Origin of the sequence: Pelomonas sp. Root1444, from assembly GCF_001426885.1 — a bacterium.
Classification (GTDB): domain Bacteria; phylum Pseudomonadota; class Gammaproteobacteria; order Burkholderiales; family Burkholderiaceae_C; genus Pelomonas.
This window is the reverse complement of record NZ_LMFP01000003.1, coordinates 166,998-188,488: the sequence shown is the minus strand read 5'-3', so window position 1 is coordinate 188,488 and position 21,491 is coordinate 166,998. Positions and strand designations below refer to the sequence as shown.

The 21,491-nt window shown below is 68.8% G+C and carries 18 protein-coding genes; 13 read left to right on the top strand and 5 right to left on the bottom strand.

Annotated elements, in window-relative coordinates:
- Nucleotides 1–9: 9 nt before the first annotated feature.
- The 5 genes from guaA (at nucleotide 10) to ASD35_RS03665 (ending at nucleotide 5,526) form a co-directional block, all read left to right on the top strand.
- The gene (guaA, locus tag ASD35_RS03685; RefSeq protein ID WP_056873564.1) at nucleotides 10–1,596 is read left to right on the top strand and encodes a glutamine-hydrolyzing GMP synthase; all 1,587 of its coding nucleotides are present in this window, start codon (nucleotides 10–12) and stop codon (nucleotides 1,594–1,596) included.
- A 204-nt stretch (nucleotides 1,597–1,800) separates the two neighbouring features.
- Nucleotides 1,801–3,990: a phosphocholine-specific phospholipase C gene (locus ASD35_RS03680; protein WP_056873563.1), complete on the top strand. Its 2,190-nt coding sequence runs from the start codon at nucleotides 1,801–1,803 to the stop codon at nucleotides 3,988–3,990.
- 27 nt (nucleotides 3,991–4,017) lie between these two features.
- Nucleotides 4,018–4,671 (top strand): hypothetical protein, encoded by a 654-nt coding sequence (locus ASD35_RS03675; protein ID WP_056873562.1) that lies wholly within the window; start codon nucleotides 4,018–4,020, stop codon nucleotides 4,669–4,671.
- A gap of 90 nt (nucleotides 4,672–4,761) precedes the next feature.
- Nucleotides 4,762–4,977: a hypothetical protein gene (locus ASD35_RS03670; protein WP_056873561.1), complete on the top strand. Its 216-nt coding sequence runs from the start codon at nucleotides 4,762–4,764 to the stop codon at nucleotides 4,975–4,977.
- Nucleotides 4,978–4,980: 3 nt separating this feature from the next.
- Nucleotides 4,981–5,526, top strand: coding sequence for a 2'-5' RNA ligase family protein (locus ASD35_RS03665; protein ID WP_056873560.1), 546 nt, complete (start codon nucleotides 4,981–4,983; stop codon nucleotides 5,524–5,526).
- Between the two features lie 60 nt (nucleotides 5,527–5,586).
- Here ASD35_RS03665 and ASD35_RS03660 read toward each other — a convergent pair whose 3' ends face one another.
- The 5 genes from ASD35_RS03660 to pxpB form a co-directional block, all read right to left on the bottom strand.
- Complete coding sequence (locus tag ASD35_RS03660; RefSeq protein ID WP_056873559.1) at nucleotides 5,587–5,811, bottom strand: CsbD family protein; 225 nt, start codon at nucleotides 5,809–5,811, stop codon at nucleotides 5,587–5,589.
- A gap of 107 nt (nucleotides 5,812–5,918) precedes the next feature.
- Entirely contained in the window at nucleotides 5,919–6,905 is a 987-nt protein-coding gene (locus tag ASD35_RS03655) for a DUF72 domain-containing protein (protein ID WP_056873558.1), read from the bottom strand.
- A gap of 3 nt (nucleotides 6,906–6,908) precedes the next feature.
- Nucleotides 6,909–7,646, bottom strand: coding sequence for a 5-oxoprolinase subunit PxpA (pxpA, locus tag ASD35_RS03650; RefSeq protein WP_056873557.1), 738 nt, complete (start codon nucleotides 7,644–7,646; stop codon nucleotides 6,909–6,911).
- Nucleotides 7,631–8,566 (bottom strand): biotin-dependent carboxyltransferase family protein, encoded by a 936-nt coding sequence (locus tag ASD35_RS03645; RefSeq protein WP_056873556.1) that lies wholly within the window; start codon nucleotides 8,564–8,566, stop codon nucleotides 7,631–7,633. Before ASD35_RS03645 ends, pxpA begins: the two co-directional genes overlap by 16 nt.
- Nucleotides 8,563–9,222, bottom strand: coding sequence for a 5-oxoprolinase subunit PxpB (gene pxpB, locus ASD35_RS03640; protein WP_056874574.1), 660 nt, complete (start codon nucleotides 9,220–9,222; stop codon nucleotides 8,563–8,565). The genes ASD35_RS03645 and pxpB overlap by 4 nt, the downstream gene beginning before the upstream one ends.
- 37 nt (nucleotides 9,223–9,259) lie before the next feature.
- Between pxpB and tadA the strand changes: the two genes are divergently transcribed.
- From tadA to ASD35_RS03600, 8 genes are all read left to right on the top strand, one after another.
- On the top strand, nucleotides 9,260–9,811 hold the full coding sequence (gene tadA / locus ASD35_RS03635) for a tRNA adenosine(34) deaminase TadA (protein WP_056873555.1): 552 nt from the start codon (nucleotides 9,260–9,262) through the stop codon (nucleotides 9,809–9,811).
- A gap of 9 nt (nucleotides 9,812–9,820) precedes the next feature.
- Nucleotides 9,821–10,780, top strand: coding sequence for an LD-carboxypeptidase (locus ASD35_RS03630; RefSeq protein ID WP_056873554.1), 960 nt, complete (start codon nucleotides 9,821–9,823; stop codon nucleotides 10,778–10,780).
- 177 nt (nucleotides 10,781–10,957) lie between these two features.
- Nucleotides 10,958–13,126: an ABC transporter substrate-binding protein gene (locus ASD35_RS03625; protein ID WP_056873553.1), complete on the top strand. Its 2,169-nt coding sequence runs from the start codon at nucleotides 10,958–10,960 to the stop codon at nucleotides 13,124–13,126.
- Nucleotides 13,126–14,109, top strand: coding sequence for an ABC transporter permease (locus ASD35_RS03620; protein ID WP_056873552.1), 984 nt, complete (start codon nucleotides 13,126–13,128; stop codon nucleotides 14,107–14,109). The genes ASD35_RS03625 and ASD35_RS03620 overlap by 1 nt, the downstream gene beginning before the upstream one ends.
- The gene (locus tag ASD35_RS03615) at nucleotides 14,106–15,542 is read left to right on the top strand and encodes an ABC transporter permease (RefSeq protein ID WP_056873551.1); all 1,437 of its coding nucleotides are present in this window, start codon (nucleotides 14,106–14,108) and stop codon (nucleotides 15,540–15,542) included. Before ASD35_RS03620 ends, ASD35_RS03615 begins: the two co-directional genes overlap by 4 nt.
- Nucleotides 15,535–17,367 carry a dipeptide ABC transporter ATP-binding protein gene (locus ASD35_RS03610; protein ID WP_056873550.1) on the top strand — a complete coding sequence of 611 codons (1,833 nt, stop codon included), beginning with the start codon at nucleotides 15,535–15,537 and terminating at the stop codon, nucleotides 17,365–17,367. The genes ASD35_RS03615 and ASD35_RS03610 overlap by 8 nt, the downstream gene beginning before the upstream one ends.
- Before the next feature lie 248 nt (nucleotides 17,368–17,615).
- On the top strand, nucleotides 17,616–20,294 hold the full coding sequence (locus ASD35_RS03605; protein WP_056873549.1) for a TonB-dependent receptor: 2,679 nt from the start codon (nucleotides 17,616–17,618) through the stop codon (nucleotides 20,292–20,294).
- Between the two features lie 63 nt (nucleotides 20,295–20,357).
- A complete protein-coding gene (locus ASD35_RS03600) occupies nucleotides 20,358–21,059 on the top strand; it encodes a 2OG-Fe(II) oxygenase family protein (RefSeq protein WP_056873548.1) in 702 nt (233 codons plus the stop codon).
- Nucleotides 21,060–21,491: the final 432 nt, after the last annotated feature.

Sequence of the window (21,491 nt, the reverse complement as noted above, 5' to 3'; positions counted from 1 at the left end):
AGACGCTCCATGCAACACGACAAGGTCCTCATCCTCGACTTCGGCTCCCAGGTCACCCAGCTCATCGCCCGCCGCGTGCGCGAGGCGGCGGTGTTCTGCGAGATCCACCCGAACGACGTGTCCGACGACTTCATCAAGTCGTTCGCGCCCAAGGCCATCATCCTGAGCGGCAGCCACGCATCCACCTACGAGGACCACGAGTTGCGCGCCCCGCAGGCCGTGTGGGACCTGGGCGTGCCCGTGCTGGGCATCTGCTACGGCATGCAGACCATGGCGGTGCAGCTGGGAGGCACCGTCGAGTGGAGCGACCATCGCGAGTTCGGCTACGCCGAGGTGCGTGCGCATGGGCACACTAAGCTGCTCGACGGCATCCAGGACTTCGAGACCCCCGAGAAGCACGGCATGCTGAAGGCCTGGATGAGCCATGGCGACAAGGTCACGGCGCTGCCGCCCGGCTTCAAGCTGATGGCCTCCACGCCCAGCTGCCCCATCGCCGGCATGGCCGACGAGGCGCGCAAGCTCTACGCCTTCCAGTTCCACCCCGAGGTCACGCACACGCTGCAGGGGGCGGCCATCCTCACGCGCTTCGTGCGCGACATCGCCGGCTGCCGCGGCGACTGGCAGATGGGCAGCTACATCGACGAAGCCGTCGCCCGCATCCGCGAGCAGGTCGGTGACGAAGAGGTCATCCTCGGCCTGTCCGGCGGCGTCGACTCCTCGGTGGCCGCCGCGCTGATCCACCGCGCCATCGGCGACCAGCTCACCTGTGTCTTCGTCGACCACGGCCTGCTGCGCCTGAACGAAGGCCAGATGGTGATGGACATGTTCGCCGGCCGCCTGCACGCCAAGGTCGTGCACGTCGATGCCAGCGAGCAGTTCCTCGGCAAGCTGGCCGGCGTGACCGATCCCGAGCGCAAGCGCAAGATCATCGGCGCCGAGTTCGTCGAGGTCTTCCAGGCCGAGGCGAGCAAGCTCAAGAACGCCAAGTGGCTGGCGCAGGGCACCATCTACCCGGACGTGGTGGAGAGCGGCGGCACCAAGACCAAGAAGGCCACGACGATCAAGAGCCACCACAACGTCGGCGGCCTGCCCGAGACGCTGGGCCTGAAGCTGCTGGAGCCGCTGCGCGAGCTGTTCAAGGACGAGGTGCGGGCGCTGGGCGTGGCGCTGGGCCTGCCGGCCGACATGGTGTACCGCCACCCCTTCCCCGGCCCGGGCCTGGGCGTGCGCATCCTGGGTGAGGTCAGGAAGGACTTCGCCGACCTGCTGCGCCGCGCCGACGCGATCTTCATCGAGGAGCTGCGCAACACCATCGACCCGGCGACCGGCAAGAGCTGGTATGCGCTGACGTCGCAGGCCTTCGCCGTCTTCCTGCCGGTCAAGAGCGTGGGCGTCATGGGCGATGGCCGCACGTACGACTACGTCGTGGCGCTGCGCGCGGTGCAGACCAGCGACTTCATGACGGCCGACTGGGCCGAGCTGCCATATGCGCTGCTCAAGCGCACGTCGGGCCGCATCATCAACGAGGTGCGCGGCATCAACCGCGTGACGTACGACGTGAGCAGCAAGCCGCCCGCGACCATCGAGTGGGAGTGAGCCCGCGGCGCTGAGCCGCCCTCTCACGACACCGACCGACCCGCCGATGGCGCGCAGCCCTCGGCGGGTTTTTTCGTTTTGATGACAAGCCCGTCACCGATTGAGGCTTCACCCTTGAGCCGCCGGGGCGGCGACCGTCACGCGCGCTGCACATGGCGTTCCTAGAGTCCGTCCATTACCGACTCTTCCCCCGGAGCGCTCCCCATGTCCCAACAAGATCGCCGCGGCTTCCTGCGGACCGTCGGCCAGGCCGTTGGCGCCAGTGCCGCGCTGGCCAGCTTCCCGCCCGCCATCCAACGCGCGCTGGCCATTCCCGCCCACCGCCGCACCGGCACGCTGCAAGACGTCGAGCACATCGTCGTGCTGACGCAGGAGAACCGCTCGTTCGACCACTACTTCGGCACGCTGGCCGGTGTGCGCGGTTTTGCTGACCCCTTTCCGGTGCCGGTCATGGACCGCCCGGGCACGTTCAGCGGCAAGACCGTGTTTGTGCAGCCCAACGGCGGCGGCGCCAAGGTGCCGGGCCGGCCCGACTGGGGCGGCCAGCGCACGGCCATCGCGCCCTTCCACCTGAACACGCAGCAGGATTTCGCGGTGATGCGCGTCAGCGGCACGCCACACGCCTGGCCCGACGCGCAGGCCGCCTGGGACCATGGCCGCATGAACAACTGGCCGGCCGCCAAGCAGGCGCATTCGCTGGGCTACTACAAGGAGGCGGACATCCCCTTCCAGTTCGCGCTGGCGCGCGCCTTCACGCTGTGCGACCACTACCACTGCGCCACGCAGACCGGCACCAACACCAACCGGCTGTTCCTGTGGAGCGGTGGCAACGACCCGCTGGCGAAGGCCGGTGGCCCGTCCACCGACAACAGCCACGACTGGTTCGACCCCAACCCGCTGACCGACTACACCTGGACGACCTATCCCGAGCGCCTGCAGTCCGCCGGCGTTACGTGGCAGGTCTACCAGAACATGGACGACAACTTCACGGACAACTCCCTGGCGGGCTTCCGTCCGTTCCGTGACGCCTGGTACGGGCGCCCGGGTTTCTCGGCGCAGCTCCGCGACCGCGGCGTCAGCACGCGCGACCTGGGCCAGCTCAAGGCCGATGTGCTGGCCAACAAGCTGCCGCAGGTGTCGTGGATCGTCGCGACGGCCGAGGGCTCCGAGCACCCCGGCCCGTCCAGCCCCGCATCGGGTGCGGACTACACGGCCCGCGTGCTGGACGCGTTGACGGCCAACCCGGAGGTCTGGTCCAAGACCGTGCTGTTCATCAACTTCGACGAGAACGACGGTTTCTTCGACCACCTGCCGCCTCCCGCCGTGCCGTCATTTGAGACCTACGACGCCGATCCCGCCAAGGCCCGGCTGGCCGGCGCGTCGACCGTGGACACCACCGGCGAATACCACCATGTGCTCAATGGCAGCAGCCCGACCTACCAGCACCGCCCCTACGGCATGGGCCCACGCGTGCCCATGTACATCGTGTCGCCGTGGAGCAAGGGCGGCTGGGTCAACTCGCAGGTGCACGACCACACCTCGGTGATCCGCTTCATCGAGGTGCGCTTCGGCGTGCAGGAGCCGCTGATCACGCCGTGGCGCCGCGCGGTCAGTGGCGACCTGACCGGTTGCTTCGACTTCGCCCACCCCGAGGACAGCGCCTTCATGCAGAACCTGCCGGCCACCGCTGCGCTGCGTGCCCGTGCGCTGACGCTGCAAGGCACCAAGACGCCCGCCGCGCCCACCGGCCTGGCGGCGCCGCTGCAGCAGGCCGGCATTCGCATGGCGCGTGCGCTGCCGTACGAGTTGCAGGTGCAGTGCAGCGCCGCCGTGTCCGGCGCCACGCTGCGCTTCGAGAACAAAGGCGATGCCGGCGCCGTCTTCCACGTCTACGACCGCCTCGCGCTGGCCCAGCTGCCGCGCCGCTACACGGTGGAGGCCGGCAAGCAGCTCAGCGGCAGCTGGCCCGGACAGGCGGGCGCGGCCTACGACCTGTGGGTGCTGGGCCCCAACGGCTTTCACCGCCACTTCACCGGCAACTTGCCCAGCGCCGGCATCGCGCAGGCCCGTCCCGAGATCCGCGTGCAGGCCGACCGCGTCTACCTGGAGCTCAACGTCGAGCTGCGCAACGACGGGCCCAGGCCCTGCACTTTCGTGCTGCACACCAACCGCTATGCCAACGAGCCCGACCGCAGCTGGCCGGTGCTTGCCAACAGCGTGACAACGGTGCGCATCGCCGTGGACGCCTCGCACCGCTGGTACGACTACAGCATCAAGGTCGCCGGGCTGGCCGGCTTCGGTCGCCGACTCGCCGGCCACATCGAGAACGGCCAGCCGTCGATCAGCGACCCGGCGATGTCCGGCGCCGCCGTGCTCGACCAGACGCGCCCCTGAACATCCACCGCCAAAGGCAGAAATTCCATGATCAAGCACATCCTCGCGCTGGGCCTGTTGGCCCTCAGCCTGGGCGCACAGGCGCAAGCCACGCTCGGCAGCAATCTCATCGTCAATGGCGACGCCGAAAGCGATGTCTCTGGCTGGACCGGCTTCGACGGCTACGAGCTGTTCCAGGCCGTCGACTACGGCAGCAGCTGGGTGCTGCCCACGCAGCCCGGCCCGGCCGACCGCGGCAGCAAGATGTTCGCCGGCCTCGGCGCCCAGAGCGCGGGCTTCCAGACGGTGGCGCTGGGCGACCTGGCCGGCCAGCCGCTGCGCTACGCCCTGAGCGGCTGGCTCGGTGGCTGGGCCGCGCAGGGCGACAACGCGCTGCTCTACGTCTCGTTCCTCGACCGCCAGGACAACGAGATCGGCCATGCCGCCCTCGGCCCGGTCGGCCCGGCAGACCGTGGCAACCAGACCGGCCTGTTCCTGCAAACCACGTCCGGCCTGCTGCCCGCGCAGACGGCCTCGCTGATGTTCTCGCTGTCCATGGAGCGCCAGGGTGGCGGCGACAACGACGGCTATGCGGACAACCTCTCCTTCGTCGTCTCCAGCGTGCCGGAAGGCGGCACGCTGGCCTATGCGCTGGCCGGCCTGGCCCTGCTGGGCGGGGTGTTGGCGCGCCGCCGGCGCTGAAGCGCGCGCAGGCCAGTGCCTTCGCCAGTGCAGCGGCGCGTCTGCGCAGGCCGGAGTTAAGCTGGCTGCTCCTCACGAAGCCTCACCCCAATGCGCGCCGCCCTCAGCCTCCTCGCCCTCGTCATCGTCGCGGCCATCGTGTTGTCGCTGGTCAAGAAGCAGGCGACTGCACTCAAGCCGGCCGCAACGGCGGCGAGCGCGGCGCCTGCGCTGCCGCAGCCACAAGCGGTGGGCCAGCAGGTGCAGGGCAGCCTGGACGACGCGGCCCGGCGCGCCGCCGAGGCCGCATCCGCCGCGACGAACTGACGGATGGCCGGCCACAAGCTCTTCTTCGCGCTGCGGCCCGATGAAGAGACGGCCGAGCGCATCGCGCGCACCGTAGCGGCCGAGCACAAGGCGCGCGGCCTGGCACCGCGGTTGCGGCCCAGCCGCATCTTCCATGTCACGCTGCACTACTTCGGCTACTTCGATGGCGAGCCGGATGCGCAAGTCGTCATGCTCGCCAGCCGCGCTGCGGCCGAGGTCGTGAGGCCAGCGTTCGATCTTCGCTTCGACACGCTCAAGAGCTGGGGCGACGAGCGGGCCGCCAAGCACCCGTTCGTGCTCACTGGCGGCCAGGGGTTGGAACCGGTGCGGGAATTGCGCGACGCGCTGGTCGAGCGCCTCGTGGCCCATGGCCTGGCCGCGCCGGTGCGCGACTACGAGCCGCACCTGACGCTGCGCTACGACAAGCGCACCGCGCCGGATTGGAGCCTCGAGTTGCCGGGCTGGATCGCCAGCGAATTCGTGCTCGTCAAGAGCCCGCAGGGCCAGACGCGACACGAGGTCATCGCTCGCTGGCCGCTGCAGGGTTGATGGCCTGCCCAGGGCAAAAAAGAGCCGCCCGCAGGCGGCTTGAGTCAGGAGCTGGCGGCGTCAGGCGCGGCGGTCGAACCAGTCGTCCGTGGCGTTGCGCTCCCAGTCGGCGATCTGGCTCTCCGCCTCGTCCTTGGCGACGCCGTAGCGCTCCTGGATCTTGCCGGCCAGCTGGTCGCGGCGGCCGGCGACGACGTCGATGTCGTCATCGGTCAGCTTGCCCCATTTTTCCTGCACCTTGCCGGTGAGCTGCTTCCATTGGCCTTCGATGCGATCCCAGTTCATGGTGGACTCCTTTGATGCATGCGGCGCGCCGCGGTGAAGCCACTGTGCCGCGATGCGCGGCGGTGGCAGGTCGGTCCAGGAAGCGCTTGGCTGTAGGAGAGAACCGATCAGGCCGCCACGATCGCCTGTGCCAGCGCGCGCACGCTGAGCGGCGCGGAGCCCTCAGCCTTGTTGGAGATGGTGACGAACACCTCCTGCCCCGCGCCGGCCGTGCCGCGGATGATGCGGGCCAGCTCGGCGCGCGTCTCGGGGTCGGGGTCCAGCATCTCGCTGAACTCGCCGTACTTCTTCTCCGCCTCTTCGTAGCCGTAGGGGCCGTGCAGGCGGTTGAGGTTCCAGCGCGCGACCAGCGGCCCGGGCCACAGCGCGCGCAGCAGCGGCAGCTGCTCGGCCAGCGGCGGCAGCTTGGGGTGCAGGCCCAGGCAGTAGCGTGCGCCGGTGTCGCGCAGCAATGCGACGAGATCCGGTGTCAGCCAGGCGGCATCACGCACCTCCACCGCAATGACGCCCGCCGGCGGCTTGGGCAGCGCGAGCAGCAGCGCATGCAGGCGGTCGAACTGTTCGTTCATGCGCGCCAGCAACGGGCCGGGCAGGGGGCTGATCTGGAAGACCAGCGCGCCGATGTGCTGGCCCAGGCCTTCGAACGCGGGCTCGATGAAGTCCTGCAATGCGGCGGTGGCGTCCAGGAACAGCGGGTTGGGCTGCCGGCCGCGGCCGTCCTCGCTGCGCAGCAGCGCGTCGGTGACGAGGCTGGGCGCCTTGACGGTGAAGCGAAAGCCCGGCGGCACCTGCTGCGCATGCCGCTCGAACTCGCTGGCAGCCAGCGGCCGGTAGAAGCCGCGGTCGATGCCGACGGCACGCAGCAGCGGATGGGCGGCATAGGCGGGCAGGCCGGTCTTGGACAACGTCGCCTCGCTGTGCCGGCCGGCCCAGACCAGGCCCTGCCAGCCGGGGTAGCTCCAGGTCGACGTGCCGAGGTGGATGCGCGGCGACAGCGCAGCGGCCAGTGCGATGTCCTCGGCCAGCGGCGGTGCCGGCTGCACGCCGCGGGGGCGCTTGGTGGGGGCTTCGAGGTCGAAGAGCGGGTCCTGCATGGGTCAGTGTGGGCGCAGCTGCACGCCGGCAGCGGTGAGCGCGGCATGGATCGCGCGGGCAAAGGCGAGCGGGTGCGGGCCGTCGCCGTGCAGGCAGATCGTCTGCGCGCGCAGTGGCACGGTCTCGCCGGTCACGGCGACCACGACGCCCTCGCGCACCATGCGCAGCGTGCGCGCCACGGCCGCATCCACGTCGTCGACATGCGCGCCCGGCTGCTTGCGCGGCACCAGGCCGCCGTCGGCGCGGTAGCCGCGGTCGGCGAAGACTTCGGCCACCGCGCGCAGGCCGGCGCGCTCCGCGGCGCGCAGCAGCTCGCCGCCCGCGAGGCCGTAGACGGCCAGGCCGGGATGGACGGCGCGCACGGCCGCGGCGACGGCGTCGGCCAGGGCTGGGTCGCGCGCCGCCTGGTTGTAGAGCGCGCCGTGCGGCTTGACGTGATGCAGGCGGCCGCCGGCGGCGCGCACCAGGGCGTCCAGCGCGCCGATCTGGTAGATGAGGTCGGCGCGCACCGCGTCGGGTGCGAGCTGCATCTCGCTGCGGCCGAAGTTCTCGCGGTCCGGGAAGCTGGGGTGCGCGCCGATGGCCACGCCGCGCGCCAGCGCCGCGGCCACGGTGGCCTGCATCAGCCGCGCATCGCCCGCATGCCAGCCGCAGGCGATATTGGCGGAGCTGACCAGGGCCAGCAGCTCGGCGTCGTCGGGTGCGCCTTCCCCGAGGTCCGCGTTCAGGTCGACATGCACAGCGCACTCCTCAACTGCTCCAGCCTTTGTCGTTGCACCCGCAGCGCGCCCAGCGCCTCGGCCGGCGTGCAGGGCGTGAAGCGCAGCGTCGCGCCCAGGCGCAGCTGGGCCAGCTTCCACAGGTCGGCGCGGATGACGACGCCGATCCTGGGATAGCCGCCCGTCGTCTGCGCATCGGCCAGCAGCACGATGGGCTGGCCCGAGGGCGGCACCTGGATGACACCGGGCAGCACGCCGTGCGAGGCCAATTCGTCGCCACGCTCGCGCCGCAGCGCCGGGCCGGCGAGGCGGTAGCCCATGCGGTTGCTTTGCGGCGTGACGGTCCAGTCCGCATGCCAGAAGGCCTCGCGGGCTGACGCCGCGAAGTCCTCATGCTCGGGGCCGGGCAGCACGCGCAACGTGGCGGCCCAGTCCGGCGGCCGCAGGCCCACCGCGCGGGCGGGCAGGGCGGTGGGTGGGTTCAGAGGCAGGCGGTCGCCATCGCGCAGTGCGCGGCCGCCAAGCCCACCGAAGCCGGCCTTCAGGTCGGTGCTGCGCGAGCCCAGCGAGGGCGGCACCGCGATGCCGCCGCTGATGGCGACGTAGCTGCGCATGCGCTCGCGCGGTGCGGCGAGCTTCAGCGTCTGGCCGGCATGCGCGCGCTGCCGCCACCAGGGGCGCAGCGGCCGGCCGTCGAGCGTCGCATCGGCATCGGTGCCGGTGACGGCGATGCAGCAGTCGGCGTCCAGGCGCAGGCTGGCCGCGCCCAGCGTGAACTCCAGGCCGGCGGCATCCGCCGCGTTGCCGACCAGCAGGTTGCCCCAGGCCAGCGCCAGTTCGTCCAGCGCGCCGCAGCGGCTGATGCCGCGGTCGCGCCAGGCGCTGCGGCCGAGGTCCTGCACGGTGGCGAGCGGCCCGGCGCGGAGGATCTGCAGGCTCATGCGGTCTCGGCGACGAAGCGCACGCGGTCGCCGGGCGCAAGCAGCGTCGGCGGCTCGGCCAGCGGGTCGAAGAGAGTCAGCGCGGTGCGGCCGATGAGCTGCCAGCCGCCCGGCGTGGCCAGCGGGTAGATGCCGGTCTGCGCGCCGCCGATGCCCACGCTGCCGGCCGGCACGGCCACGCGCGGCTCGCTGCGGCGCGGCGTGTGCAAGGCCTCGTCCAGGCCGCCGAGGTAGGCGAAGCCGGGCTGGAAGCCGATGAAGTAGACGACGTAGTCCGCCGCCGTGTGCCGGCGCACGACCTCGTCGGCCGTCATGCCGCAATGCGCGGCCACCTCGGCCAGGTCGGGGCCGGCTTCGCCGCCGTAACGCACCGGGATCTCCACGACGCGGCCGAGCTGGCGCCGGCGCGGCGGCTTGGCCCACAGCGCCTGCACGGCCTGCTCCAGCGCCGCGGCCTCGGTGCGCAGCGGGTCGAACACCAGCGTCAGGTTGTTCATGCCGGGGATCAGTTCCTGCACGCCGTCGACCTTGGCCAGCTCGGCGGCCAGCTGCCAGATGCGCTGCTGCTGCGCCAGCGAAGTCTCGAAGGACGGGGGCGCCGGCAACGTGCAGCACAGGGCCGCTTCGCCGAGGGGGTGCAGGGACAGCACGGTCATGCGCGACAGCATGCCATGGGTACACTGCCCGGCGCCCATGACAGAGCCCCCCTTCTCGCCGATGTTCACGCCCGCCGACGAGTACGCCATGCGGCTCGCGCTCGATCAGGCCCACAACGCCTGGCTGGTGGGCGAGGTGCCGGTGGGCGCCGTCATCACCCGGGCTGGCCAGGTCATCGCGACCGGCTACAACCGGCCGATCACGACGCACGACCCGACGGCCCATGCCGAGATCGTCGCCCTGCGCCACGCCGCCACGCTGCTGGAGAACTACCGGCTGCCCGAGTGCGAGCTGTTCGTCACGCTGGAGCCCTGCGCGATGTGTGCGATGGCGCTGATGCATGCACGCTTCAAGCGCGTGGTGTTCGCGGCGCACGACCCCAAGACGGGCGTGGCCGGCTCGGTCATCGACCTGTTCGGCCAGGCCCAGCTCAACCACCACACCGCCGTCGAGGGCGGGCTGATGGCCGACGCGTCCGCCCAGCTGCTACGCGACTTCTTCAACGAGCGCCGCGAGGCCGCACGTGCGCGCCGCGCCGCGCGCCAAGGGCTGATCCCGACCGGCGAAGCCACGCACCTGGACGAATAGGCCCTTTAGATGAGCTCCCTGACCCTGTTCACCCCTTCGGGCGCCCTGGCCAAGGCCCAGCCGCTGCAGCGCGCCGCCAAGCGCCTGGCGCAGCTCGGCTTCGAGGTCAGCATCGACGCCGATGCGTTGAGCCGCCATCAGCGCTTCGCCGGCGAGGACGCCGCGCGGCTGGCGGCGCTGCACCGCGTCGCGGACGCGGCGCCGTCGGTGGCGCTCGCCACCCGCGGCGGCTACGGCCTCACGCGGCTGCTCGACCAGATCGACTGGGGCCGCATCGCCCACAGCGTGGAGCACGGCACGCGCTGGGTCGGCTACAGCGACCTGACCGCGCTGCAGAACGGCTTGATCGCACGCCACAAAGGCCTGGCGATGTGGGCCGGGCCGCTGGCCTGCGACGACTTCGGCCGCAGCGAGGCCGAGGGCGGCGTCGACGAGGTGACGCGCGACTGCTTCACCGAGGCCATGAGCGGTGCGCTGGAGGCGGTGGGCTTCCGCGCGCCGACGGCCGAGTTCGACGGCCTGGAGGCGCGTGGGCGGCTGTGGGGCGGCAACCTGACGGTGCTGTGCTCGCTGCTGGGCACGCCGCACTGGCCCAAGATCAAGGGCGGCATCCTGTTCCTGGAAGACGTCAACGAGCATCCCTACCGCGTGGAGCGCATGCTGCTGCAGCTGCAGCAGGCGGGCGTCATCGACGCGCAGGTGGCGGTGCTGCTGGGTGACTTCAGCGGCGCGGCCAGGTCGCCGCTGGACAAGGGCTATGGCATCAAGGACGCGGTAGCCGCGCTGCGCAGCCGCACGAAGACGCCGGTGTTGACCGGCTTGCCCTTCGGCCACATCCGCACCAAGGTCTGCCTGCCGGTGGGCGCGACGGTGGAGATGTACGTGCAGGGCCGCGAGGCCATCCTGGGCTGGCAGTCGGATGCGCGCCTGGCCCATGGTTCGCACGGGCATGACCACGACCACGACTGAAGGCCACCTCCGGGTTTTCCACGCCACCTTGTCTCGGTGCCACGGCCTTGTATAGACGAGTTGCCGACTATGATCCTGCCCATCGCCTCGGCCCGCGCCGGGGCGCTTTGCTTTGAGGGTGTCGTGTTGGGCGGAGTTCGCAGCTGGATCAAAGGGGGGCTGGGCGCATTGGCGTTCATGGTGCTCGCCGGTTGCAACAACAGCCCCCATCCGCTCGGCGCCGAGCGCGAGAACACGCTCTACATGGCCTTCTCGGAGCGCTCGCCGCGCTACCTGGACCCGACCTCGTCGTATGCCGCGCCCGAGAGCACCTACGTCTACGAGATCAGCGAGCCGCCCTATGGCTACCACCCGCTGAAGCGGCCGTACACGCTGATCCCGCGCGCCGCCGAGGCGCTGGCCAAGCCCTACTACCTTGATGCGCAAGGCCGGCGCCTGCCCGACGACGCGCCCGACGACCAGATCGCCGAAGCCGTCTACGACGTGCCCATCCGCCCGGGGCTGAAGTGGTCGCCCCACCCGGCTTTCGCGAAGGATGCGCAGGGGAACTACCTCTACCACCACCTCAAGCCCGGCGAGCTGGGCGACAGGCGCAGCCCGTTCGACTTCAAGCAGCTCGCCACGCGCGAGGTGATCGCCGAGGATTTCGTCTACGCCCTCAAGCGCCACGCCAGCCCGCGGCTGGAGGCGCCGGTGGCGGCGGTGTTCTCCGAGCATGTGCTGGGGCTGAAGGACTACATCGCGCTGCTCAAGCGCGAGAGCGACAAGCAGTTGGCCGGCCTGCCGGAGAGCCTGGCCGACAAGCCCTTCCTGGACCTGCGCCGCTGGCCGCTGGCGGGCGCCGAGGCCGTCAACGACCACCTGCTGCGCATCCGCCTGAAAGGCCGTTACCCGCAATGGCAGTACTGGCTGGCCACCGCCTTCACGGCCGCCATTCCCTGGGAGGTGGACGCCTTCTACGCCCAGCCGGGCATGGCGGCCAACTCGATGAGCTGGAACCAGTGGCCGGTCGGCAGCGGGGCTTTCATGATGACCGAGTACGTGCAGGACCGCCGGCACGTGATGAGCCGCAACCCCAACTACCGGCTCGACACCTACCCCTGCGACGGCAACCCCGGCGACGCGGAGGCCGGGCGACTCGCGGATTGCGGCAAGCGCGTGCCCTTCGTCGACAAGGTGGTTGCGCTCAATGTCAAGGAGCGGGTGCCCATCAAGGAGCTGTTCATGCAGGGCTACCTGGACCTGCCCGAGATGGACCGTGCCGACTGGGGCGTGACGCTGGGTGTGGACCGCGACGACTCCGACGAGGTCCGCGCCTTCTACGAGGAGCGGGGCTTTCGCCTGCCGATGGATGTCGACATCTCGAACTGGTACCTCGGCTTCAACTGGCTGGACCCGGTGGTCGGCAAGGGCGACACACCCGAGCAGCAGCGCCGCAACCGCGCGCTGCGCCAAGCCATCTCGATCGCCATCGACTGGGAGGAGGGCTATGGCCGCATCTTCCGCGACAAGGGTGGCGACGCGGCGCACGGGCCCATCCCGCCGGGCGTGTTCGGCTCGAAGGAAGGCACGGCCGGCGAGTTCAACCCCGTCACGCATCGCCTGGTGAACGGCAAGCCGGTGCGCCGGCCCATCGAGGACGCGCTCAAGCTGATGGAAGAGGCCGGCTACCCCGGCGGGCGCGACGTGAAGACCGGCAAGCCGCTGGTGCTGAACTACGACTTCCAGCGCGTCGTGACCCCGGAGCTGAAGGCGGAGAACGACTGGATGGTGCGGCAGTTCGCCAAGCTCGGCATCCAGCTCGACATCCGCGCGACGGACTTCAACCAGTTCCAGGAAAAGATCCTCAAGGGCAAGCACCAGATCTTCTGGTGGGGCTGGTTCGCCGACTACCCGGACGCCGAGAACTTCCTGTTCCTGCTGTACGGCCCCAACAGCAAGAGCCTGCACGAGGGCGAGAACACGGCCAACTACGCCAACCCCGAGTTCGACCGCCTCTACCGCAAGCTGCAGTCGCTGGAGGACGGCCCCGAGAAGGCGCAGGTGATGGCGCAGATGAACGACATCGCCCGTCAGGACGCGCCCTGGACCTGGGGCTACTGGAGCTACTCGGGCGTGGCCTTCCAGCACTGGGTGCACAACGGCAAGCCGGGCGTCGTCGTGCGCGACCGCGCGCGCTACCTGCGCGTGGATGCGACCGAGCGCACCCGCAAGATCGCCGAGTGGAACCACCCCGTGTACTGGCCGCTGCTGCTGCTGGCCGGCGGGGGGCTGGCCATCTTCATCGCCACGCGCCGCGCCTGGGCCAAGCGCGAGACGGCCACCGCCTTGCAGAGGGCCGCCTGATGCTGGGCTTCGTGCTGCGCCGCCTGGGCTACGGCCTGGCCATCCTGGTCGGCGTCAACCTCTTCACCTTCTTCCTGTTCTTCTCGGTGAACACGCCGGACGACATGGCGCGCCTGAACATCGGCGGCAAGCGCGTCACGCAGGAGCAGATCGAGAAGTGGAAGACCGAGCGGGGCTATGACAAGCCGCTGTACCACGACGCCAGCCGGCAGGGTGTCGAGCAGTTGACGCACACCATCCTGTGGGAGCGTTCGATCAGCCTGTTCGCGCTGGACTTCGGCAAGAGCGACGCGCGCCAGGCCGTCAACATCGGCCATGAGGTGAAGGTGCGCATGGGCGTGAGCCTGCAGCTCGCGCTGCCGCTGTTCGTCCTGCAGGTCATCGTCAGTGTCGTGTTCGCGCTGCTGCTGGTGTTCTTCCGGCACACGCGCATCGACTTCTGGGGCGTGGTGCTGTGCGTGCTGATGCTGTCCATCAGCAGCCTGTTCTACATCATCGTGGGCCAGTTCCTGTTCGCACGCGTGCTCAAGCTGGTGCCGATGAACGGCTTCGCGCCGGGGCTCGACGCGGTGCGCTTCCTGGCTCTGCCCATCCTGCTGTCGCTGCTGTCCAGGCTGGGCGGCGAGGCGCGGTTGTACCGTGCGATGTTCCTGGAAGAGATGGGCAAGGACTACGTGCGCACCGCGCGCGCCAAGGGCCTGTCCGAAGGCCGCGTGCTGGGCCGCCATGTGCTGCGCAATGCGCTGATCCCCATCATCACCAGCGCCGGCAGCTACCTGCCCTATGTCTTCCTGGGCAGCCTGGTGTTCGAGAGCTTCTTCGGCATCCCGGGCCTGGGTGCCTTCGTCATCGAAGCCATCACGGGCCAGGACTTCGCGATCGTCCGCGCCATGGTCTTCCTCGGCGCGCTGCTCTACATCGCCAGCAATGCGCTGATCGACATTGCGTACACATGGGTCGACCCGCGGGTGAGGCTGCAATGAAGTGGGTGCCGCTGTGGACCGACCTGGCGCTGTGGCTGATGGCTGCGGCCGTGGTCGCCTACGCCTGGCGCGTGCGCGCCCAGGCCAACCTGCGGGCCACCTGGCGCCGCGTGCTGCGCGACCCCGTGGCGGCGAGTGCCGGCGTCGTCATGGCGCTCTTCCTGCTCGTCACGCTGGTCGACAGCGTCCATCTGCGCCGCGCGCTGCCGGCAACGGACGGCGGCGACATCTACGACACCCGCACGCTGTCGGTGTTGGACCTGCTGCTGGAGCGCCAGGCTGGCATGCGCGAGGTCAGCTACTCGGTGCCGCTGGGCACGCATGGTTTCAACAAGGAAAGCGTCGTCGCTGCCGACGGGCAGGTGAAGCGTGACTACCCCCGGCTGCAGTTCGGCGGCGCCCACCTGAGCGACCCAGGCACGCAGTGGGCCGGCGACGTGGCGGGGCGCGTCGCGCTCGGCCTGGCCGGCGGGCTGGCGATCGCCACGTTGCTTGTCGGGCTGACGGCCGCAGCGCTGGCGCGCCACCACCACGGCTGGCGCCACGCGCTGGCCGACCTTGCCGCCGACCGCACCTACTATCCGCTGCGCGCCATCGTGCTGACGCTGGCGGTCATCCTGCTGCTGGCCGGCCCGGTCATTGCGCTGATGCCGAACTACCACGTGTTCGGCACCGACCGCACCGGCAACGACGTGCTCGTGCAGGCGCTCAAGAGCGTGCGCACCGCCTTCGTCATCGGTGCGCTGTCCACGCTGGCCACGCTGCCGCTGGCGCTGCTGCTGGGCGTGCTGGCCGGCTACTACAAGGGCTGGGTCGACGAGGCCATCCAGTACCTCTACACGACGCTGAGCTCGGTGCCCAACGTGCTGCTGATCGCCGCCTGCGTGCTGATGGTGCAGGTGTTCTTCGACAAGAACCCGGAGCTGTTCGAGACCGCGGTCGAGCGCTCGGATGTGAAGATGCTGATGCTCTGCCTCATCCTCGGCCTGACGGGATGGGCCGGCCTGTGCCGGCTGGTGCGCGCCGAAACGCTGAAGTTGCGCGAACTGGACTACGTGCAGGCGGCCACCGCCTTCGGCGTCGGCGACCTGCGCATCATGGCCCGGCACATCGTGCCGAACGTGATGCACCTGGTGCTGATCACCGTCGTGCTGAGCTTCTCCGAACTGATCCTGTACGAGGCGGTGCTCACCTATGTCGGCGTCGGCGTCGACCCGGTCATGAACAGCTTTGGCAGCATGATCAACCTGGCCCGATCGGAGATGTCGCGCGACCCGGTCGTCTGGTGGAGCTTCGCCGCCGCATTCGGCTTCATGGTCGGCCTGGTGCTGGCCGCCAACCTGTTCGCCGACGGCGTGCGCGATGCCTTCGACCCCAAGGCCCGCTCGACGCGGCCGCGCGTCTTCCAGCGCCGGGGAGCAGTCGATGCTTGAGGTCGACAACCTGCGGGTGCAGTTGGACGCGGACGCGGGCCTGGTGCGCGCCATCGACGGCATGCACCTGAGCCTTTCGCGCGGCGAAACCTTCGCGCTGGTCGGCGAGAGCGGCTGCGGCAAGAGCATGACGGCGCTGGCCCTGATGCGCCTGCTGCCCGAGAACGGCCGCGTCGCCAGCGGCGCCGTGCGGCTGGACGGCGAGGACCTGCTGGCGCTGCCCGAACGCCGCATGCGCGACGTGCGCGGCGGCCGGGTCTCGATGATCTTCCAGGAGCCGTCGACCAGCCTGAACCCGGTCATGCGCGTCGGCGACCAGATCGTCGAGGTCATCGAGGCGCATACCGAACTGCGCGGCAAGGCCGCCCGCGCCAAGGCCCTCGACTGGCTGGCGCGCGTGGGCATTCCCGAGCCGCAGCGGCGCATCGACGACTACCCCTTCCGGCTCTCCGGCGGCCAGAAGCAGCGCGTGATGATCGCCATCGCGCTTGCGGCCGAACCCGATTACCTGATCGCCGACGAGCCGACCACGGCGCTGGACGTGACCATCCAGGCGCAGATCCTCGACCTCATCCGCGACCTGCAGCGCGAACGCCGGCTCGGCGTGCTGCTCATCACGCACGATCTCGCAGTGGTCAGCGGCATGGCGCACCGCGTCGCGCTGATGTATGCGGGCCAGATCATCGAAGTGGCACCGGCGGCCGAGTTCTTCGCCCATCCCAAGCATCCCTATGCCCGTCTGCTGCTGCAGGCTTTGCCCGACGCGGCCCGCCGCGGCGAGCCGCTGGCGGCGATCGCCGGCACCGTGCCACCGCTGTGGCTGGACTTCGCGGGCTGTCGCTTCTGGCCGCGCTGCGACAAGGCCATGGTGCATTGCGCCAGCACGTTGCCCGAGCTCACCGATGAGGGCCCGCAGCACCAGGTGCGCTGCTTGCTCTACAGCCAGCCAGGCGACGCCTTGCCGCGGCAGGCGGTGGTGCCCAAGCTGCTGCCTCCCGTGCCGGCGGGGCAGGGCGCACCACTGCTCGACGTGCGCGACCTGCGTGTGCGCTTCGCGCTGAAGGCGCCGCTGCTGCACCGTGGCCCACGGCACTTCGATGCGGTCGACGGCATCAGCTTCCAGCTTCACGCCGGCCGCACGCTGGCCTTGGTGGGAGAGTCTGGCTGCGGCAAGACGACCTCTGGCAAGGCCATCGTCCAGTTGCTGCGCCGCCAGGCCCAGATCAGTGGCCAGGCCTTGTTCGAGGGCCAGGACCTGTTCCAGCTGACCGGTGCGGCCCTGGTCGAGGCGCGCCGCAGCGTCCAGATCATCTTCCAGGACCCGTTCGCCTCGCTGAACCCGCGTATGCGTGTCGCCGAGGTGCTGGAGGAGGGCCTGATCGCGCTGCGTCCCGACCTCGACGCAGGCGCGCGCCGCGACCGGCTGCATGCGCTGGTCGATCAGGTCGGCCTGCGCCGCGACGCCCTGCAACGCTGGCCGCACGAGTTCTCCGGCGGCCAGCGCCAGCGCATCGCCATCGCCCGGGCGCTGGCTGTCGAACCGCGGCTCATCGTCTGCGACGAGCCGACCTCGGCGCTTGACGTGTCGGTGCAGGCGCAGATCCTGAACCTGTTACGCGAACTGCAGCGCGAGCAGGGTCTGGCTTTTCTGTTCATCACGCACAACATCGGCGTGGTCGAGTACATCGCCGACGACATCGCCGTCATGCGGGCGGGGCGAATCGTCGAGCAGGGCAATTGCCAGACGGTGCTTCGACAGCCTCGCGACAGCTTCACGCAAAACCTGCTCGCGGCGGTGCCGCGCCTGACGGTCCCCATGCGTTGATCCCGTCGCGCCGCGGCAACGGCGCGGCTTCGACTCTAGGGGGCGGTCCGGGCATTTTCCTTTTCGGATCAATGACTTGGCTCTCCTCGCCAGCGGCCTAGGGGCTTTCAGGGGGCCGTTGCCATGTTGCGACCGCACAAACTTCTGGCACCCCCACATCCGAGCCAATCGCTCGGATCAAGGATTGGCCCCACCCCGGCCAGCCCCGCTGGATGTCACGGCGGCCCACGCTCACAACAGGAGTTTCAATGTTCAAAAAGACCACCATCACGGGCGCCGTCCTGGCTTTGGCCGCTACCAGCGCGCTGGCCCAGGAGGCGCAAAAGCTCGAGCGCATCGAGATCACCGGCTCCAGCATCAAGCGCATCGACGCTGAAACCGCGGTGCCCCTGACCATCGTCACGCGCGAGTCCATTGACAAGTCCGGCGCGTCCAACGTACAGGAACTCGTGGACCGCTTGAGCTCCAACAACGGTGGTGGCCGCTCGCTCGGCGAGTCAATTGGTGACTCGGCCGCAACCGGTCAGACGGGCGCCTCGCTGCGCGGCCTGGGCCGCGAGCGCACGCTGGTGCTGCTGAACGGTCGTCGCCTTGCGATCTACCCCTTTGCCGGCGCGGGCGTCGACTTGAACGCCATCCCCCTGGCGGCCATCGAGCGGATCGAGATCCTGCGCGACGGTGCTTCCTCGACTTATGGCTCCGATGCCATTGGCGGCGTCATCAACTTCATCACCCGCAAGGACTTCCGCGGTGGTGAAGTTACGGCGGGTTACGAGCAGCCCCAAGGCATCGGCGGCAAGGTCGCTTCGGCACAAGGCGGCATCGGCTTCGGCGACCTGGCCAAGGACAAGTTCAACATCCTGGGCACCTTCAGCTTCCAGGAGTACGACGTCATCCACGCGGCGGACCGCGACTTCGCCAAGACCGGCAATCGCCCGGACATCGGCGTGGTGAAGGATTCGGGCAACACCTTCCCGGCCAATGCCTTCAATGCCGTCACCGGGGACTACATCCCCGGCGTCGCCGGTTTCCCCAACTGCAGGCCGCCGGACAGCTATGGCGGCGCCTCCAACTGCCGCTACGACTACACGAGCAAGATCGACATCGTCCCGGCGTCCTCGCGTTTTGGCGCCCTGCTGCGCGGCACGGCGGAACTGAGTTCCGACCACCAGCTGTTCGCCGAGCTCTCGTATTCGAAGAACGAGATCACGCTGGGGTCGTCGCAGACGCCCTCCAGCACCACGGGCCGTGACGACTACCTCTACCCTGCCGGCGGCAAGTACTACCCCACCGCTGCCGTGGATGCATCCAGCAGCGCCGGCTATCGCGGCGACCTCGTCATCGCCTGGCGCATGGTCGACGGTGGCCAGCGCCTGACCAAGGTGACCAACGACATGACCCGTGCCCTCGTCGGCGCCGAGGGCACGATGGCGGGTTGGGACTACAAGATTGGCCTGATGCGGGCCACGTCCAAGGCGAGCGAAGATTTCCTGACGGGCAACTTCTCGGACACGCAGTTGGTGCGCGTGCTGAAGACCGGCAACGTCAATCCCTTCGGTCCCAACGATGCGACGGGTCTGGCCCTGTTGAAGGAAGCCGAGCTGTCCGGCAACAACCGCTCCTCCAAGACGACGCTGGACGCCTTTGACTTCTCGCTGTCGCGTGAGCTGTTCGCGATGGCCGGTGGCAATGCCGCCATGGCTGCGGGCCTGGACCTGCGCAAGGAAGAGTACCTGGACGGCTACTCCGACATCGCCGGCTCGGGAGACATCGTGGGCGGCTCCGGCAACGCCGGCAAGGTGCGCGGCGAGCGCAAGACCATGGGTGTCTATGCCGAGCTGATCATGCCGGTCATCAAGAACCTGGAGTTGAATGCGGCCGTGCGCGCGGACCGCTACACCGGCACCAAGGGTGAATCCCGCGACGGCGCCTTCAGCTCGCCCAACCTGTCGTCCACCAGCCCCAAGTTCAGCATTCGCTGGACGCCCACGAAAGAACTGCTGGTTCGCGGTTCCGTGGGCAGAGGCTTCCGCGCACCGGCGCTGGACAACCTCTACGCGCCTTCGGCCGGCACCAACACGGGCGGCAATTTCACCGATCCGTACTACGACTCTCTCGTCGGGTGCGCGAATGTCGGAAACCCGAATTACTGCAACACGCAGCTGACGGCGATCAACAACAGCAACCGCAACCTGAAGCCTGAGAAGTCCAAGACCGCCACCCTCGGCGTCGTCTTCGAACCGATCAAGGATCTGTCGATGGAGGTAGGCTACTTCAACATCGAGATCACGAACGGCATCAAGACGCTGACGGGGGACGACATCCTCAAAGACTGGTTCAAAAATCAGACCGGCCCGACGACCAGTTCGTCGGTCTATGCCAACCGCCTTGTCAAGAACGCCCAAGGCTATCTCGATCATGTCGAAGCGTCGCTCGAGAACGTCGGCCAGGCCAAGGTGTCGGGCTTTGACCTGTCGGCCCGCTATCGTTTCCAGACCGCCATGGGCAGCTTCACGCCGGGCTGGGAAGCCACGGTCGTTACGAAGAGCAGCGAAACCAATGTCGTGACCGGTGAGGTCGAAGACACGCTGGGCAAGTACCTGCGGGGTGGTCCGGTGGTGCGCGTCAAGCAGAACATCAGCCTCGACTGGGACACCAACGCCTGGGCGGCCGGCGTGCGCTACTTCCGTCAGAGCGGTTATCGCGACTATGACGAAGTGCGTCATGTGCCCAAGTACGACTTGTGGAGCCTTCAGGGCCAGTACAAGGGTGTCAAGAACCTGGTCCTTACGGCAGGCGTCCTGAACCTGCTCGACAAGAAGCCGCCCGTGACAGTGCAGGAAGACTACTTCCAGGTGGGTTTTGACCCGACCTATGCCGACGTCAAGGGCCGCAGCTTCTACGTGCGGGTCAACTACAAGTTCTGATCGCCGTCGGGCGAACACAATCCAGCAGGCCTTCGGGCCTGCTTTTCGTTCTGCTGCCTGCGTATGGACTACACCAATCCCAACCTCGATCTGAGCCAGCTGAATGCAGAGTTCAGCCGCGGCGGCCGCCTGCTGATCCGGGATTTTTTCAGGCCGGACGTGGCGGACGCCCTGGCGCGCGCCGTCGAGGTCATCGACTGGAGCCTGTGCTACCGCGACACACAAGGGGACCGACGCCTGACGGGGGATCAACTCAGGGGGCTCGATGCCGGCGAGCGTGCCTACCTGATCGATGGCATCGTCGATGTTGCGCGCCACGAGTTCCAGTTCTCGTTCTTCACTGAATCCCTTGCCGATGCGCTGCAGCGAGGCGACACCGGACTGCTCGCACGCTTCATCCGCTGGATGGCTGACGAGGCCTTTCTGTCCGTGATGCGCCGCATCACCGGCATTCAGGAGATCAACCGGGTGTACGCCCAGGCCACTATGTACGCGCCGGGCAGCTTCCTGCTGGCGCACGACGACCATGTCGACGTGGAGAACCGGCGCCTGGCGTACGTCATCAACCTGACCCGACAGTGGCGGCCAGATTGGGGCGGCCTGCTGCATTTCAGCGAGCGCGACGGAACTGTCCGAGACAGCTTCTTCCCGCACTTCAATTCGCTGTCGCTGTTTGCGGTACCACAGACCCATTTCGTATCCTATGTTCCGCCGTTTGCACAAGCCCAACGTCAAGCCATCACAGGATGGTTGATCGCAGCTTGAGGGCGACCCATGCCGGCCGGTTCCTCATCTAGCGCCGGCAAATGTGCCTAACGCCGCACTTTTTTGTGTCCGGATGCGTGTAATCACGCTGTTCCGCTTGCCCGGGTTAGCCCCAGGAAGGGGCTCAGAGACGCGGGGCTAAGATGACCGCATGGCCAGCATTGGCCGGTGGTGTGGGGTCTCCTTCACCTGGTTCGTGGCGATGAAACGCGTGCCCGACGGCCTCAGCCACCGGGCGTTTTTTTTGGCCGGAACAGGTGTACATGAGCCTTTACATGTCCCGGCGGACTGCGTGTTTTCAACGAGGCGGAAACGTTCTCTTCGCGATCTAGAATCCACGCCCTTCGGGAGTTAGTCACGGCAGGAGCGCAACTTCCGCCGTCCCAGTGGCCGCTTTCCTGAGAGTCATCGACTGTGATTTGTAGTTGCAAG